This is a genomic window from Streptosporangium sp. NPDC002721, assembly GCF_042888905.1.
Classification (GTDB): domain Bacteria; phylum Actinomycetota; class Actinomycetes; order Streptosporangiales; family Streptosporangiaceae; genus Streptosporangium.
In genome coordinates, this window is record NZ_JBIAQI010000013.1 from 154,428 (window position 1) to 171,415 (window position 16,988).

Here is a 16,988-nt window from a genome sequence, read left to right on the forward strand (position 1 = left end):
GCATCGCGTGCGGATCCCGCCAGGCCGGGCGGGAAAGGCTCGCCATGCGCTCCTCGCTTCTTTTTCCCCGCATCAAGCACACCCGTGCGATCCGTGCCGCGCACACGCCCGCCGTCTCGCTCCGTGAGCGGATGACCGGGGTCTGCGTCCCGCCGAGCGACTCGCTCGTCGAGTACGCCGCCTACGTCGGCGGCAAGAAGATCGACGCCCTGGGCATCCCCGACGCCCTGGAGATCGTCCGCGCCCACAACGCGGCCGCCGAGGCGGCCTCCGACGGAGGAGCCGGTTCCGGCAAGGGTTCCGGCGGGAGCAACGCCTTCGTCTGGGTCGGCCTGCACGAGCCCGACGCCCCCGAGGTCGAGTGGCTGGCGGAGGTCTTCGCCCTGCACCCGCTCGCCGTCGAGGACGCCGTCAAGGCTCACCAGCGGCCCAAGGTCGAGCGCTACGGCGACTCGATCTTCGTGGTCCTGAAGACCGTCGCCTACATCGACCACGACGTGCTGACCGCCACCAGCGAGATCATCGGCACCGGCGAGCTCATGGTGTTCGTCGGCCCCGACTTCGTGGTGACCGTGCGCCACGGCAGCCACTGCCCCCTCGCCGAGGTGCGCGCCCGCCTGGAGGACAAGCCCAAGCTCCTCAACCGGGGCCCCACCGGCGTGCTGCACGCGATCGCCGACCACGTCGTCGACAGGTACCTCAGCGTGGCCGACCGCATGCAGGCCGAGCTGGAGGACGTCGAGGCCATGGTCTTCGCCGACGTCAGCGCCCGTGACATCGGCCGGATCTACAACCTCAAGCGCGAGATGATCGAGATGAAGCGGTCCGTCATGCCGCTCCAGTCGCCGATGTCCACGCTGGCCCAGCGCCGGATGATCCCCTCCGAGATGCGCGAGTACTTCCGCGACGTCGTCGACCACCTGGCCCGCGTCTGCGAGCAGGTCGAGTCGTCCAACGAGCTCTGCAACTCCATACTGCAGGCGGCGCTCGCCCGCTCCAACGCGCTCGCCAACGAGGACATGCGGAAGATCTCCTCGTGGGTCGCCATCATGGCCGTCCCCACGATGATCGCCGGCATCTACGGGATGAACTTCGAGCACATGCCCGAGCTCGACTCCGTCTTCGGCTATCCCCTGGTGCTCGGCGTGATGGTCGTCGCCTGCACGCTGCTCTACCGGGGCTTCCGCCGCAACGGCTGGATGTGAGCCGGGCTCTCACGCACTGAGGGGGCGCGCGGGGGTGACCGGCCGGGGGACGCGCATGCCCCGCTCCGTCCACAGGCCGATCATCCGGTCGGGATAGTCGGTGACGATCGCGGCCGCCCCGAGGTCGAGCAGCTCCGCGGCCCGTCCCGGGTCGTTGACGGTCCACACCGCCATCGGCAGGTCGGCCTTCTCGGCCAGCCGGGCGAACTCCCGGTCGACCATCACGTGCTCGGGGGAGAGCGTGGTGCCCCCGGCCTCGGCCGCGGCGGCCGGGACGTCGCCGTCGAAGTCCTCCAGGCGGAGGCCGTCGAGCCAGACGCCGTCCATGGTGGCGCGCTCGATCAGGGCGTAGCGCGGGGTCGCGGGGGTGAGCGAGCGGGCGATCCGCAGGACGCGCCAGTCGAAGCTGAGGATCGCCGCCCGCTCCAGCCTGCGGTGCCGGTCGAGCTCGGCGACCACCATCTCGGTGAACTCGGCGGGGTCGGCGCTCAGGTCGGGCCGGGTCGGGTCGGACTTCAGCTCCACGTGCACCCGCACCCCGTCGGCGCCGTACGCGTCCATCAGCCCCAGCACGGAGCCCAGGGTCGGCATCCGGGTGTGGGGCACCGGCACCTGGGTCGGGGCGAAGCGGTCCTCGGCGTGGCGCGGCACCCGTACCCCGCACTCCAGCGTGCGCAGCTGCGCCAGCGTGAGCGCGCCGACGGGCCGGCCCACGTACGGGAAGGCGGGGTCGTCGCGGAAGGCGGGACGGACGTCGGCGCTGGTCACCGCCGACACGGTGAGGTCGTGGGTGAGCACCAGCCGCCGGTCGGCCGTGAGCGCGACGTCGAGCTCCAGCGCGTCGACGCCCAGTTCGAGGGCGTGGGCGAAGCCGGGCAGGGTGTTCTCGGGACGGAGCCCGCGGGCGCCGCGGTGACCGTGAATCTCGGCATGCACACAGGGACCTTATCCACCTCGCGCGCCGATCGTCCGGTACGGCTCGCGCCTCGGCGACGCCGGGCGCGGCCGTACCGGGAGAAACCCGAAAACTAGAGCATCGAGTGGATCTGGAGCGTCTCGGTACGGCCGGGGCCGACCCCGACGGCCGAGATCCTGGCGCCGCTCATCTCCTCCAGGGCCTTCACGTAAGCCTGCGCGTTGGCGGGCAGGTCCTCGAAGCTCCTGGCGCCGGTGATGTCCTCCTTCCAGCCCGGGAACTCCTCGTACACCGGCCTGGCGTGGTGGAAGTCGGTCTGGGTCATCGGGATCTCGTCGTGGCGGACGCCGTCGACCTCGTAGGCGACGCAGACGGGGATCGTGTCCAGGCCGGACAGCACGTCCAGCTTGGTGAGGAAGTAGTCGGTGATGCCGTTGATCCGGCTGGCGTAGCGGGCGATCACCGCGTCGAACCAGCCGCAGCGGCGGTTGCGCCCGGTGGTCACCCCGTACTCGCCGCCGGTGGTGCGCAGCCACTCGCCCATCTCGTCGTCGAGCTCGGTCGGGAACGGGCCGGAGCCGACGCGGGTGGTGTACGCCTTCAGGATGCCGATCACGCCGGTGAGCCGGGTCGGCGGGATGCCGGAACCCGAACAGGCGCCGCCGCTCGTCGGGGATGAGGAGGTGACGAAGGGGTAGGTACCGTGGTCGATGTCGAGCAGGTTGCCCTGCCCGCCTTCGAGCAGCACGACCTTGTTCTCGTCCAGCGCCCTGTTGAGGACGAGCGAGGTGTCGGCGATGTGCGGCGTGAGGCGCTCGGCGTAGCCGAGATACTCGTCCAGGACCTTGCCCGCGTCGATCGCCCGGCGGTTGTAGATCTTGGTGAGGATCTGGTTCTTCTCGCCCAGCGCGACCTCGATCTTCTTCTGCAGGATGCCCGGGTCCAGCAGGTCCTGGACCCGCACGCCCATCCGGTAGATCTTGTCGCCGTACGCGGGGCCGATGCCGCGCCCGGTCGTGCCGATCTTGGCCTTGCCGAGGTAGCGCTCGGTGACCTTGTCGAGGGCCTTGTGGTGGGGCATGATCAGGTGCGCGTTGGCGGAGATCAGCAGGCGCTCGGAGGAGACCCCGCGCGCCTCCAGCCCGTCGATCTCGCTCAGCAGCACGCCCGGGTCGATGACGACGCCGTTGCCGATCACGGGGACGACGTTCGGGGAGAGCACTCCCGTGGGCAGCAGGTGCAGCGCGTACTTCTGGTCGCCGATGACGACCGTGTGGCCCGCGTTGTTGCCTCCCTGGTATCTGACGACGTAGTCGACCTGGTCTCCAAGCAGGTCGGTCGCCTTACCCTTGCCCTCATCGCCCCACTGGGCACCAACGAGAACGACAGCCGGCATCGTGAGTCTCCCACCACAAAAACGAAAACCCCTGGCGCAATCGCGACAGGGGCTCTTGCGTGGAGAGAATACCCGACGGCGTCCGAAATGGGGATCTCCCACCTTGGGAAAGAGGGTCCGGTGAGAGATCCCGGGGGCGGATCGGAGGCAGATCCGGGAGCTGATCGGCGGCTCGGTGAGGCGGATCAGGGGAGCGGATCGGGAGTCCGGCGGGGAGACGGACGGGGAGACGGATCGGTGGACGGATCGAGAAACGGGCCGGGAGACGGGGCGGGGGCGGGACCGGCCGCGTGACGACGCGTGGTCATCGGCTGGTCATCGGCTGATCATCGGCCGGTCGCCTGCCGGCCCCGATCGGTCAGCGGCTGGTCAGCTCCTCGGACGCCTCGGCGCTGGAGTCCTTCAGGAACTGGAAGCACCGCTCGGCCTCCTCCTTCTCCCCGATGCTCTGGGCGGCGCGGGCCAGCGCGTGCAGGCAGCGCAGGAACCCCTGGTTGGGAAGGTGCTCCCAGGGAATCGGGCCGTGCCCCTTCCAGCCCGCCCTGCGGAGCTGGTCCAGGCCGCGGTGGTAGCCGGTGCGGGCGAAGGCGTACGACGTCACGGCGTGTCCCGCCGCGAAGTACTCGTCCGCGAGCACGGCCCAGGCGGCGGGATAGGCGGGGAAACGCGCGGCTACGTCGGATGCCTGGGCGCCGGATTCCAGCGCCTCGCGGGCCTCTGGCAGGTCCGGGAGCAGGGTGGGCGGCGGGCCGGCGAGGAGGTTCTGGTGCGATTCCATAACGACAGTCCTACCCGGTGTACCCGCGTCAGGCCAAGATCGGCCCCCGGAGTCTTTCCGGAAGCCGATCTCGTGATCTTCGCCGCGTCCCTTTCCGGGAGCTTTCCGTGGCCTTTCCCGCGGCCTTCTCACGACCTTCCCGCGGTCGTCGAGTGGTCGTCGAGCGGTCGTTCAACGACCGTTCAACGGCCTTTTCGCGGCCTCAGGAGATCTTGGTGCCCGCGGACTTCAGGTGCTGGGCGGCCTCGACGATGCGCGCGGCCATCGAGGTCTCGGCGGCCTTGCCGTACGAGCGGGGGTCGTACACCTTCTTGTTGCCGACGTCGCCGTCGACCTTGAGCACGCCGTCGTAGTTCTTGAACATGTGCTCGACGATCGGGCGGGTGAAGGCGTACTGCGTGTCGGTGTCGATGTTCATCTTCACCACGCCGTAGGAGATGGCCTCGTGGATCTCCTCCAGCAGCGAGCCGGAGCCGCCGTGGAAGACCAGGTCGAACGGCTTCTCCGTGCCGTACTTGGCGCTGACCGCGTCCTGGATCTCCTTGAGCACGCTCGGGCGGAGCTTGACGTGGCCCGGCTTGTAGACGCCGTGCACGTTGCCGAAGGTCGCGGCGAGCATGTAGCGGCCCCGCTCGCCCAGGCCGAGGGCCTCGGCGGTCGCGAGGGCGTCCTCGGTGGTGGTGTAGAGCTTCTCGTTGATCTCGCCGACGACGCCGTCCTCCTCGCCGCCGACCACGCCGATCTCCACCTCGAGGACGATCCGCGCGCGGGCCGTCTTCTCGATGAGCTCCCTGGCGATCTCCAGGTTCTCGTCCAGCGGCACGGCGGAGCCGTCCCACATGTGCGACTGGAAGAGGGGGTCCTCGCCCCTGGCCACCCGCTCAAGGGAGATGTCGAGCAGCGGGCGCACGAAACCGTCCAGCTTGTCCTTGGGACAGTGGTCGGTGTGCAGGGCGATCGTCACGGGGTAGTTGGCCGCGACGACGCGGGCGTACTCCGCCAGGGCCACCGAGCCGGTCACCATGTTCTTGACCGTGGTGCCCGAGAGGAAATCGGCGCCGCCGGTCGACACCTGGACGATGCCGTCGCTCTCCGCCTCGGCGAACCCCCTGAGCGCCGCGTTGAGGGTCTGTGAAGAGGTCACGTTGATGGCCGGGTAGGCGAAACCTCCTGCCTTGGCCCGGTCGAGCATCTCGGCGTAGACCTCTGGAGTAGCGATAGGCATCGTGTCATCTCCCTGGAGACGGCTGTGAACAGCTGGCGCGTGGCTATGAGGCATAGCCCGTGGGCCAGTATTCCGGGTTCATGCCCGGCCGGATAGCTCCGGTACCACTTCGATCCGCACCGATGTGTCCCCGGCAGCGTCTCCGATGCGTCTTCGACGTGTCCCCGGCTGTGTCTCCAACCTATCCCCGGCCGTTTCCCGGCCGTTCCCCGGACGGACGGCTCCGGTACCGCCCGGCCCGCGCCGATGTGTCCCCGAGCCGTGTCCTCGCCCCGCCCGCGGTCGTTTCCCGGCTCCTCCGGCCGTTCCCCGGCCCTTCCCCCGGCCGTTCCCCGGCCCTTCCCCCGGCCGTTCCCCGCCCGTGCCCCGGACGGAGAGCCCGGGGCGCACGACCTGGGCGGGGGCGGACGATCTTCCAGATCGCGGATCCTTCCGGCCGATCCGCCGGGTCGGTCGTGAAATCTCCTCACGAACCGCTAATCTCCACAGTGTGGGACGCCACAGGTCTGACCCCATGGGTATCGCGCGCCTGGTCCTCGTCGGACTGGCGGTGCTGGCGCTCGTCGCCCTGATCGTGTTCGGAGCCCTCTCGCTGTTCGGCAGCCTGGGCTCGGACGCGCAGACGGCCGCCTCGCCCGCCCCCTCGGCCGGCACGCCGACCGCCGCCGCCTCCCCGCCCCCCTCCGCCACCCCCGAGCGCGTCCCGACGGTTCTCGTCGAGTGCCTGCGGGAGCACTGCCCCACGGTCTTCCTGAAGGTCACCGGGGGCGACGTGCTCCTCGACCGGGAGCTGGAGCGCGGCGAGCGGTTCCAGTCCTTCGACGCCAAGGTCGACGTCGTCCTGGCCGACTCCGCCGCCGTCCGCGTCCAGGTGAACGGGGCCGTCCGCTCCCCGGGCAAGGCGGGGGAACGCCAGGAGTTCACGGTCACCCGCGACTGACCCCGCCCCGCCCGCCTGCTCCGGATCCCTCGAGGAAAGCCCCCGGCTCCCGTACGCGGCTCCGGGCCGGGCGGGGGCGGCGTACGCGGCTCTGGAGCGGGCCGGGACCGGCGTACGCGGCTCCGAGCGGGCGGGGGTGGCGTACACGGCTTCGGAGCGGGCCGGGACCGGTGTGCGCGGCTCTAGGCCAGGCCGAGGTCGGCCAGGGTGTAGGCGGTCAGGTAGGGCAGCCCGGCTCCGGTGATCGCCGGGGCGGCCCCCCGATCCACGATCGTGGCGACCGCCACGACCTCGGCGCCCGCCTCGCGCAGCGCCTCCACCGCGGTCAGCGGGGATCCGCCGGTGGTGGAGGTGTCCTCGACCACCAGCACCCGCCGCCCCGACACGTCCGGTCCCTCGATCCGGCGCTGCATGCCGTGGGTCTTCTGCGCCTTGCGGACCACGAACGTGTCGAGCCTCCCGCCCCGCGCGGCCGAGGCGTGCATCATGGCGGTCGCCACCGGGTCGGCGCCCAGCGTCAGGCCGCCGACCGCCTCGTAGTCGAGGTCCTCGGTGATGTCCAGCATGACCCGTCCCACCAGCGGCGCCGCCTGCCCGTCGAGGGTCACCCTGCGCATGTCCACGTAGAAGTCGGCCTCCAGGCCCGAGGACAGCACGACCCTGCCGTGCACCACGGCCTTGCCCTTGATCTCCGCCAGCAGGCTCTCGCGATCGCTCATGGCACAAGGTTAGGGCGATACCGGAACCCGTCCGATCGGGCCCGCCCGGAAACGGGATCGCCGTAACGCGGTTTTCGGGCCGGAGGTGGCAAAAGTGCGATCCGGGTTTACTCGCGGCGCGTACTGCGGGATTATCCGGCAGGCAACTCCGGGTAATGACGAGGTCACAATGAGTGTGAAAACATCTCAAGGCGACGCTGAACTGCTGGCCGCCACCAGGAACGGCGACGTGGCCGCCTACCGGGTGCTCCATCAGCGACACGCCCCCGCGGCGCATGCCCTCGCCCGCCTGCTCCTGCCGGGCGGGACCGAGGTCGAGGGCGTCGTGGAAAGGGCGTTCGCCAGGGTCCACCACGTGATCGCCCAGGGAAACGGCCCGGAACAGGCGTTCCGCCCCTACCTGCTCACCGTCCTCCGCCGCACCGCCGACCCCCGTTCCGGTACGGGGGGCGGCCCGGCCTCCGCCGTACCGGAAACCGGCGAGAAGGCGGAGGGGCCGGAGGAGCCGGAAGAGACGAAGGGGAAGGCCGGCGGGAGCGCGGACGAGGACGGCGACAGGAGCGCGGGCGAGGAGAGCGGGGAAGACGGGGAGAGCGGGGAGGACGGGGGGAACGGCGAGCGGGTGGTGGGGGAGGTCGACGAGAGGGTGGACGGAGAGTCGTCTCCGGGTTCACGCGCGTTCCTCGTCGACCCGTCGCTGGAGGGCCTGGACCGCTCGCCGGTGGCCAGGGCGTTCCTCTCCCTGCCCGAGCGCTGGCAGTTCGTCCTGTGGCACGCCGAGGTCGAGGGGCTCAGGGCCGAGGACGTCGGGCTCCTGCTGGGCCTGACGGTCAACGGCGCGGCCGCGCTCGCCCACCGGGCCAGGGAGGGGACGCGCCAGGCATGCCTGCGCATCCACCTGGCCGAGACGTCCGCCCCCGAGTGCCGGCCCGTGCTGACCAGGCTGGGCCCCTACACGCGCGGCGGCCTGCCGAAGGAGCAGGGCAGGATCATCGACGGGCATCTGGACGGCTGCTCCGGCTGCCGCGCGGTGCTCGCGGAGCTGACCGGCATCGGCCGGGGCGTCCGCTCCGTGATCGGCCCGCTCGTCGCCGGTCCCGCGTTCCCCGCCTACCTGACGGCGCTCGCCAGGATGGGTGCCACACCGGGGGGCGGGCTGTCCGGACGCTGGCACCGGGCTCCCCGATCCGTGCGGCGCGCCGTCGCGACCGGCGCGACGGCCACCGCGGTCGCGGTGGCCGCGGCCCTGGTGCTGGTGTCGGCCGATGGACCCGTTCCAGGGCCCACTACGGCCTCCGAGCCGATCGTCGTGGCCCCCGTGCCCGGCTCCCCCGCCCCGAGACGGTCCTCGGGCGGGCCTGACACCTCCGTTTCGCCCGTACCGTCACCCTCGGGACGGCCGCCGGGGTCCGGCCGCGAGCCCGCCCAGACCGGGAGGGCCCCCGGATCCGGAGAGACCAGCCCCGCCGGGACGGCCCCCGGCGTGGCATCCGGTGGCGAGCCCGGCGTAGGAGGGACGGGAGGCGGGAGCGGCACCCCCGCGGGGGCCGTGCCGGGGACGACCGGGACGGCGGGGACGACCGGGACGGCGGGGACGACCGGGACGGCGGGGACGGCGGGGGCAGGGCCCGCCCCCCGCCTGGTGGCCAGGATCGACGCGCTCGGCGCGCTGGTCAGGTCCGAGGCCGGGATCGTCGCGGTGCGCCTGCGCAACGCGGGCCAGGGGCAGAGCGACGACGTCGTCGCCGAGGTCGGCCTGCCGCGAGGTGTGACGCTGCCCTCCGGGCCCCGCAGGGGGAACGCCGTAGGCGTCGTCACGCCGGTCGGCACGGTCGACGGCTGGTCCTGCCGGGCCAGGAGCCGGGGTGCCCGGTGCGTCCGCGGCCCGCTGCCGGCGGGCCGGGCCACGGCGGTCTTCCTGAGGGTCCTGGTGTCGGGTGACGCGCCCTACGGGGCGGTCCCCTCGGTCACGGTCTCCACCGCGGGGACGCGGGTGGCCGCCAGATCGCGCAGCGGGGTACGGGTGACGGGCGCCCCGGCCCGGTTCGCCACCGACGGCCGGGTGGCCGTCTCCGCGATCGGCAACACCCTGATGAACTGCGCGCCCTGGGAGCCCGCGTGCGAGGCCGCCCACTCGCGGCGGGGCGGCAGGCGCGACAACAACAGCTGGGAGATGCGTCCCCTCGACCGCGACGAGGACCCCTCGACGAGCAGTTCGAGCGCGGCCCGGCTCGCCCTGCCCGCGGCGAGCAAGGTGGTCTGGGCGGGCCTCTACTGGTCGGCGAGCGCGCCCCCCAGCGGGCGTATCAAGCTCAGGGTGCCGGGCGAGGAACGGTACCGGCAGGTCAGGGCCTCGCAGGTGGTGGAGCGTGAGCTGCCCGCCGGGCGCGGCTACCAGGCGTTCGCCGACGTGACGCGCCTGGTGGGCACGGTCCGCGGGACGTACTGGGTGGCCGACGCCTCGGTGCGGTCCGGTGTGGCGCGCCATGCCGGGTGGGGCCTGGTGGTCATCGTGGCCGACCCGCGCAGGCCGTACAGCCAGGCCGTCGTCGTCGACACCGCGACGGTGCTGGACGGGGGGCACGGCTCGGCGCGGATACCGCTCGGGGGGCTGACCGCCTCCGACGTGTCCGCGAGGCTCGCCCTGGTGACCTGGGAGGGCGACGCGGGCGTCATGGGCGACCGGGTGCGGCTCGACGGCCGGCCCCTGCGGCCCGCGGGCGGGGAGCGGGACCCGCGCAATCCCTTCGACGGGTCCGCCGCCGGGGCGCGGGGCACCGGCACGACCTTCGGCACGGACGTCGACCGCTTCCGGGCGCCCCTCGGCCGCGACCCGGTGCTGGAGCTCAGCACGCGCCAGGACGTCCTGCTGTTCGGCGCGGCGGCGGTGAGCGTGCGGACCGCCCCGTGACGGCGTGCCCGGCCCGCTCGGCCCGCTCGGCTCTCGTGCGGTGGCGTGCGCGGCCTCCGTGACGGCGTGCGTGACGCTGTGACGGTGTGCGCGGCCTCCGTGACGGCGTGCGTGACGCTGTGACGGTGTGCGCGGCCTCCGTGACGGCGTGCGTGACGCTGTGACGGTGTGCGCGGCACGTACGGGCCCCGTGGTGGCGGTGAGTGTCGCGGAGGCGGAAGGGATGTCCCGGGCGCGCTCCCGAGGGCGTTCCCGGTGGTGGAGGGGCGCACCGTTCGCCCGGGGCCGTTGTGCGGTGGAGGCGTCATGCGGGGTGCGGGGACGCCTGTGGCGGCGCGGCGGGAAACCCGGGCGAGTGACAGTTCGCCGAGGGGGTTTACGAACGGGACAAACTGGTACGGTCTGCGTGAACGATCCAGCGTATGGTCGAGCGCGGGTGGAATCGTCGGGATTCACCCTCGGATGGTCAGCTGCTTGATTACCCTGAGGAAGGGCCGTCTGTCCGGTCTCTTAGGGGTTCTTTCAGGCTTGTCTGAACCGAAGGATCGGGCTACGTAGGAAGGGCGGTGTCGTGTGGATCGTTGCGCGCTGTTCGTGGACGCCGGCTACCTGCTGGCCGACGGCGCGATGGCGGTGCACGGTACCCGCCACCGCGAGTCCGTCTCCTGGGACTACCCGGGATTGCTCCAGCTGCTGAACAAGCTGTCGAGAGAGCGCACCGGCCTGCCGCTGCTGCGCTGCTACTGGTACGAGGCGACCGTGGAGGGCCGCCGCACCCCCGAGCACGACACGCTGGCCGACATTCCCGGCCTCAAGCTCCGCCTGTCGCGCATCCGCCCCGGCCGCCGCGAGGGCGTCGACGCCCAGGTCCACCGCGACCTGATGACGCTGGCCCGCAACGGCGCGGTCTGCGACGCGGTCGTGGTCAGCGGTGACGAGGACCTGGCGCAGGTCGTCTGCGACGCCCAGGACCTCGGCATCCGGGTCACCGTGGTCCACATCAGCGCCGACGGCAGCTGGGCCGTCTCCCGCACGCTGCGCCAGGAGTGCGACGACCTGATCGAGATCGGCGCCGGTCAGCTGCGCCCCCACGTCAGCATGCTCAGCGGCGACGTGCCCGCCCTGGTGACCAACGGCCACCAGCGCGGTTCCGCCAACGGCCAGCCCGTCACCTCCCGCGGCTCCGGCGGGAGCAACGGCGCCCCGGCCACCAGCCCCATCCCCGCGATCCAGACCTCCCGCGCGGCCCACGCCCAGTCCGCGCCGCTCTCGACCTACCCGAGCTACACCCAGGAGTCGCCGATCACCCCGGTCACTCCCGCCGCGCCGCCGGCCCCGCCTCCGCCCGCCCCGCCCGCCCCGCCCGCCCCCACGCCCTCGCACGCGTCCACCGGCACCACCCAGACCGGCCCGCTGCCGACCGCGCCCCAGTACTCCCTGGGCGCCAACACCGGCAGCATGCCGACCTACCAGCCCCCGCAGACGGGCGCCTACACCGGCCCCCAGGCGGCCCCGGTCCCCCCGCAGAGCACCGGCACCGCGACGACCCTCTCCGACGCGGTTCAGGCCGCCCACAAGGAGGGCCACGACTTCGGCGAGTCCGTGGCCAAGGACGCGCCCGCCCTGTGGCTGGAGGCGGTCCTCGCCCGCAAGCCCCGGATGCCCTCGGACCTGGAGGCGCGCCTGCTCCAGGGCTCCTCCCTGCCGATCGACTTCCTCCTGCACGACGAGGTCCGCCACGCCCTGCGCCGCGGCTTCTGGGACGCCCTGGAGCGCGCCCGCCGCTAGAAGCGTCCGGGACGCCGCCGTACGGCACCGTGACCGGCCCGTGGGGTTCCGCCATGGGAGAGGCGTCCGGGCACGTCGCCGGGCCGTGGGATCCGTCATGTGAGAGCGTCCGGCAAGCCGTACGGGCATCGTCGCCGGGCCGTGGGGCCCGTCAGGCGAGGGCCGCTGCCCGGGAAGCCGTGGGAGCGTTCGTCAGGTGAGGGCGTCGAAGCCCGCGCGCAGGTGGCCGAGGCGGTTGGACAGGTCGGCGATCGGCCCCGCGAGGCTGAGGTCGCCGCTCTTGCGGGCCAGCTCGGAGACCCGGCCCAGCTCCTCCTCGACGGCGGTCAGGCGCCTGGACAGCTCGGGCAGCACGGCGGCCTGGTCGGCGGCCTCACCGGGCGGCAGCTCCGCGCCGAGGCGCTCGCGGAGCATGGTGGCCTGCTCGGCGAGCCTGCGGTTCATGTTGTAGAGCTCCACGAACACCGCGACCTTGGCCCGGAGCACCCACGGGTCGAAGGGCTTGGTGAGGTAGTCGACGGCCCCCGCGGCGTAGCTGCGGAAGGCGTAGTCGGGGGCGCTGTCGACCACGGTGAGGAAGATGATCGGGATGTTGCGGGTGCGCTCGCGGCGCTTGATGTGGGCCGCCGTCTCGAAGCCGTCCATGCCCGGCATCCGGACGTCGAGCAGGATCAGCGCGAACTCCGTGCCGAGCAGCGCCTTCAGCGCCTCCTCCCCCGACTTCGCCCGGACGGGTATCAGGTCGAGCGAGCTGAGAATGGCCTCGAGCGCGATCAGGTTCTCCTCCCGGTCGTCGACCAGGAGGATCTTGGCTCTGTCCGGCATCGATCACACGCCTTCGTTGGAGTCGCCGGCCGGCTTGCCCCGCGTCAGCCAGCCGCGCAACCTCTCCAGGAGGCGGTCGACGTCCACGGGCTTGGGCACGTAGTCGGAGGCGCCGGATGCGATGCTTTTCTCCCGGTCGCCTCGCATGACCTTAGCGGTTAGCGCGATGATCGGCAGGTCCGCGAACTGGGGCATCCGGCGGATCGCGGAGGTAGTGGCCCAGCCGTCCATCTCCGGCATCATGATGTCCATCAGGACGAGGGCGACGTCCTCGTTGCGTTCGAGCTGCTCGATGCCCTCGCGGCCGTTCTCCGCGTAGATCACCGTGGAGCCGTACCGCTCCAGCACGCTGGTCAGCGCGAAGACGTTGCGGATGTCGTCGTCGACGATCAGGATCTTCGCCCCGGTCAGCGGGTCGTCGCCCTTCCACGGCTTGCCCTCGCCCTGCGGGAACTGCGGCAGCGGCATGTCGTCGTTGAACGTCAGCTCCGGCAGGTCGTCCGGCCCCTCCAGCGCGCCGACGAGCGCCGGTTCGCGGGGGGAGGAGCTGGGGGCGCTGGCGCCGCCGTCGCGCGCGGCCAGCGGGCCGCCGTACGACGGGGGCAGGTAGAGGGTGAAGGTGCTGCCCTCGCCGACCTCGCTGATCACGTGGATCTCGCCGCCGAGCAGGCGGGCGATCTCGCGGCAGATGGACAGGCCCAGGCCCGTCCCGCCGTACTTGCGGCTGGTGGTCCCGTCGGCCTGGCGGAACGCCTCGAAGATGACCTCCAGCTTGTCGGAGGCGATCCCGATGCCGGTGTCGACCACCTCGAAGGCGAGGATGCCGTCGGCGCCGCGCAGGGTGTCGTCCACGAAGGAGACGGCGCGCCTGGCGTGGATCACCCGCAGCCGCACCTCCCCCTTGGGGGTGAACTTGATCGCGTTGGAGAGCAGGTTGCGCAGCACCTGCTGGAGGCGCTGCTCGTCGGTGCGCAGCTCCTGCGGGATCGAGGGATCGACCTCGACGGTGAACGACAGGCCCTTGTCCTGGGCCAGCGGCGCGAAGGTGGCCTCGAAGTAGTCGACGAGCTTGGGCAGCGAGATCTGCTGGGGGTGGATGTCCATCCGGCCCGCCTCGACCTTCGACAGGTCGAGGATGTCGTTGATCAGCTGCAGCAGGGCCGAGCCCGCGCCGTGGATGGTCCTGGCGAACTCCACCTGCTGGGGGGTGAGGTTGCCCTCGGCGTTCTCGGTGAGCAGCTTGGCGAGCACGAGGAGGCTGTTGAGCGGGGTGCGCAGCTCGTGGGACATGTTGGCGAGGAACTCGGACTTGTAGCGCGAGGAGACCGCGAGCTGCTCGGCGCGCTCCTCCAGCGTGCGGCGGGCCTGCTCGATCTGGAAGTTCTGGATCTCGATGGCCCGGTTCTGCTTGGCCAGCAGCGCGGCCTTGTCCTCCAGCTCGGCGTTGGAGCGGCGCAGCTCCTCCTGCTGGCGCTGGAGCTCGTCGGAGCGCTCCTGAAGCTCGGTGGTGAGGCGCTGCGACTCGGTCAGCAGGTCCTCGGTCCTGGAGTTGGCGATGATCGTGTTCATCGTGACGCCGATGGTCTCGACGAGCTGGTTCAGGAAGTCGTGGTGGATCTCGCTGAACTCGCTGAACGAGGCCAGCTCCAGCACGCCGAGCACCTGCGTCTCGAACAGGACCGGCAGCACGACGATCTGCGCGGGCGTGGAGGTGCTCAGGCCGGTGTCGACGGTCAGGTAGCGGGCGGGCACGTTGCCGAGGATGATCCCCCTGCCCTCCATCGCGGCCTGGCCGACGATGCCCTCCCCGGTCGCGAACCGCTGCCGGGGGCCGTTGCCGGGGCGGGCGCCGTATCCGGCGATGAGGTGCAGGTCGCGGTCGCCGGTGGGTTCGGCGAGGTAGAAGGCGCCGTAGTGGGCCGACACCAGCGGGGTCAGCTCGCTCATGATGAGCTTGGCGACCTCCATCAGGTCGCGGTGGCCCTGCATGAGGCGGGAGATCCTGGCCAGGTTGGACTTCAGCCAGTCCTGTTCCTGGTTGGCGGTGGTGGTGTCGCGCAGCACCGCCACCATCATGTTGATGTTGTCCTTCAGCTCGCCGATCTCGCCCTCGGCGTCGACGGTGATGGAACGGGTCAGGTCGCCGGTGGCCACGGCGGTGGTGACCTCGGCGATGGCGCGCACCTGGGTGGTGAGGCGGGCGGCGAGCTCGTTGACGTTCTCGGTGAGGCGCTTCCAGATGCCCTCGGCGCCCTCGACGCGGGCCTGGCCGCCGAGCTTGCCCTCGGAGCCGACCTCGCGGGCGACGCGGGTGACCTCCGCGCCGAAGGAGGACAGCTGGTCGACCATGGTGTTGATCGTGGTCTTGAGGGCGAGGATCTCGCCCTGGGCGTTGACGTCGATCTTGCGGGTCAGGTTGCCGGAGGCGACGGCGGTGGTGACCTCGGCGATGTTGCGGACCTGGTAGGTCAGGTTGTTGGCCATGGAGTTGACGTTGTCGGTGAGGTCCTTCCAGACCCCGGAGACGCCGCGTACGCGGGCCTGGCCGCCGAGCTGGCCCTCGGTGCCGACCTCGCGGGCGACGCGGGTGACCTCGTCGGCGAACATCGACAGCTGGTCGACCATGGTGTTCAGGGTGTCCTTGAGCTGGAGGATCTCACCCTGGGCGTCCGCGGTGATCTTCTTGGACAGGTTGCCCTGGGCGACGGCGGTGGACACCGCGGCGATCTGGCGGACCTGGGTGGTCAGGTTGTTCGCCATCACGTTGACGTTGTCGGTGAGGTCCTTCCAGGTGCCGGAGACGCCGGGCACCTGCGCCTGGCCGCCGAGCTGCCCCTCGGAGCCGACCTCGCGGGCCACGCGGCTCACCTCGGAGGCGAAGGAGGACAGCTGGTCGACCATGGTGTTGATCGTGGTCTTGAGGGCGAGGATCTCCCCCTGCGCGTCCACGTCGATCTTGCGGGTCAGGTCCCCGTTGGCGACGGCGGTGGTGACCTCGGCGATGTTGCGGACCTGGTAGGTCAGGTTGTTGGCCATGGAGTTGACGTTGTCGGTGAGGTCCTTCCAGACCCCGGAGACGCCGCGTACGCGGGCCTGGCCGCCGAGCTGGCCCTCGGTGCCGACCTCGCGGGCGACGCGGGTGACCTCGTCGGCGAACATCGACAGCTGGTCGACCATGGTGTTCAGGGTGTCCTTGAGCTGCAGGATCTCACCCTGGGCGTCCGCGGTGATCTTCTTGGACAGGTCGCCCTGCGCCACCGCCGTGGAGACGGCCGCGATGGCGCGGACCTGGGTGGTCAGGTTGCCCGCCATCACGTTGACGTTGTCGGTGAGGTCCTTCCAGACCCCCGAGACGCCGCGCACCTGCGCCTGGCCGCCGAGCTGCCCCTCGGTGCCGACCTCGCGGGCGACGCGGGTGACCTCCTCGGCGAACGCCAGCAGCTGGTCGACCATGGTGTTGACGGTGTTCTTCAGCTCGAACATCTCGCCGACCGCGTCGACGGTGACCTTGCGGCTCAGGTCGCCCCGCGCGACCCCGGTGGTCACCGCGGCGATGTCGCGGACCTGCGCGGAGACGCGGCTGGACATGGTGTTGACGGCCTCGGTGAGGTCGCGCCAGCTTCCCGACATGCCGCGCACGTTCGCCCGGCCGCCCAGGCGGCCCTCGGTGCCGACCTCCCTGGCCACCCGCGTCACCTCGGACGTGAACAGCGACAGCTGGTCGACCATGCCGTTGATCGCCTTGCCGAGGCGGCGCACCTCGCCCCTGGCACCGCGGTCGAGGTCGATCCGGCGGGACAGATCGCCCTTGGCCACCGCGTCGATCACGTCCGCGGCCCCGCTCACCGGGCCCACCAGCGCGTCGATCAGCGTGTTGACCGAATCGACGCTCTCGGCCCACGAACCCACTCCGGGACCGGGGGTGAGGCGCTCGCCGAAGCGGCCCTCCTTCACCACCTCGCGGCGCACGCGGTGCAGCTCGTTGGCGAGGTGCTCGCGGCGGTCGGCCACCTCGTTGAGCAGCAGGCGGATCTCGCTGAGGATTCCGGGTGGGGCGTGCGGCACCCGGCGGCGGAAGTCACCGTCGCGCCAGGTGATCAGCGTTTGCAGGATCGGTCGCAGATCGGATTCGCTGTAACGTCGCTCCTCGACGTCGGGCACGGTGTTGACCGTGGTCATATGACCTCCTTGACTCCCGGGGGCGCAGCCGTGAGTCACCCCAGTCTGTCACGGTGCGCAATGTGTAGTCCCACCTTCGATTCACCCCATGTCAACGGGAAGTGTG

General features: G+C 71.5%; 11 protein-coding genes. 4 read left to right on the top strand and 7 right to left on the bottom strand.

Features of this window, described 5'->3' with window-relative positions:
- Positions 1–44: 44 nt before the first annotated feature.
- Positions 45–1,205: a magnesium/cobalt transporter CorA gene (gene corA, locus ACFYWM_RS20235; RefSeq protein ID WP_389916798.1), complete on the top strand. Its 1,161-nt coding sequence runs from the start codon at positions 45–47 to the stop codon at positions 1,203–1,205.
- Positions 1,206–1,214: 9 nt separating this feature from the next.
- Here the strand turns inward: corA and ACFYWM_RS20240 are convergent, their stop codons facing one another.
- The 4 genes from ACFYWM_RS20240 to fbaA form a co-directional block, all read right to left on the bottom strand.
- Positions 1,215–2,141, bottom strand: a complete 927-nt coding sequence (locus ACFYWM_RS20240; RefSeq protein WP_389916800.1) for a glycerophosphodiester phosphodiesterase family protein — start codon at positions 2,139–2,141, stop codon at positions 1,215–1,217.
- Between the two features lie 92 nt (positions 2,142–2,233).
- Positions 2,234–3,517 (bottom strand): adenylosuccinate synthase, encoded by a 1,284-nt coding sequence (locus ACFYWM_RS20245; protein WP_389916802.1) that lies wholly within the window; start codon positions 3,515–3,517, stop codon positions 2,234–2,236.
- Between the two features lie 358 nt (positions 3,518–3,875).
- Positions 3,876–4,295 carry a DUF3151 domain-containing protein gene (locus ACFYWM_RS20250; RefSeq protein WP_362862803.1) on the bottom strand — a complete coding sequence of 140 codons (420 nt, stop codon included), beginning with the start codon at positions 4,293–4,295 and terminating at the stop codon, positions 3,876–3,878.
- Between the two features lie 202 nt (positions 4,296–4,497).
- On the bottom strand, positions 4,498–5,520 hold the full coding sequence (fbaA, locus tag ACFYWM_RS20255; RefSeq protein WP_362689794.1) for a class II fructose-bisphosphate aldolase: 1,023 nt from the start codon (positions 5,518–5,520) through the stop codon (positions 4,498–4,500).
- Positions 5,521–6,034: 514 nt separating this feature from the next.
- On the opposite strand from fbaA, the gene ACFYWM_RS20260 reads away from it, so the two are divergent.
- Positions 6,035–6,460 (top strand): hypothetical protein, encoded by a 426-nt coding sequence (locus ACFYWM_RS20260; protein ID WP_389916805.1) that lies wholly within the window; start codon positions 6,035–6,037, stop codon positions 6,458–6,460.
- Positions 6,461–6,642: 182 nt separating this feature from the next.
- Here the strand turns inward: ACFYWM_RS20260 and pyrE are convergent, their stop codons facing one another.
- Complete coding sequence (pyrE, locus tag ACFYWM_RS20265) at positions 6,643–7,179, bottom strand: orotate phosphoribosyltransferase (RefSeq protein ID WP_389916807.1); 537 nt, start codon at positions 7,177–7,179, stop codon at positions 6,643–6,645.
- Between the two features lie 169 nt (positions 7,180–7,348).
- Between pyrE and ACFYWM_RS20270 the strand changes: the two genes are divergently transcribed.
- Positions 7,349–10,090, top strand: coding sequence for a zf-HC2 domain-containing protein (locus tag ACFYWM_RS20270; RefSeq protein ID WP_389916809.1), 2,742 nt, complete (start codon positions 7,349–7,351; stop codon positions 10,088–10,090).
- 573 nt (positions 10,091–10,663) lie between these two features.
- Entirely contained in the window at positions 10,664–11,878 is a 1,215-nt protein-coding gene (locus tag ACFYWM_RS20275) for an NYN domain-containing protein (RefSeq protein WP_389916811.1), read from the top strand.
- A gap of 192 nt (positions 11,879–12,070) precedes the next feature.
- Here the strand turns inward: ACFYWM_RS20275 and ACFYWM_RS20280 are convergent, their stop codons facing one another.
- Together ACFYWM_RS20280 and ACFYWM_RS20285 are read right to left on the bottom strand one after the other, a co-directional pair.
- Positions 12,071–12,703, bottom strand: coding sequence for a two-component system response regulator (locus tag ACFYWM_RS20280; RefSeq protein ID WP_389916813.1), 633 nt, complete (start codon positions 12,701–12,703; stop codon positions 12,071–12,073).
- A gap of 3 nt (positions 12,704–12,706) precedes the next feature.
- Positions 12,707–16,882, bottom strand: a complete 4,176-nt coding sequence (locus ACFYWM_RS20285; RefSeq protein ID WP_389916815.1) for a HAMP domain-containing protein — start codon at positions 16,880–16,882, stop codon at positions 12,707–12,709.
- Positions 16,883–16,988 lie beyond the last annotated feature (106 nt).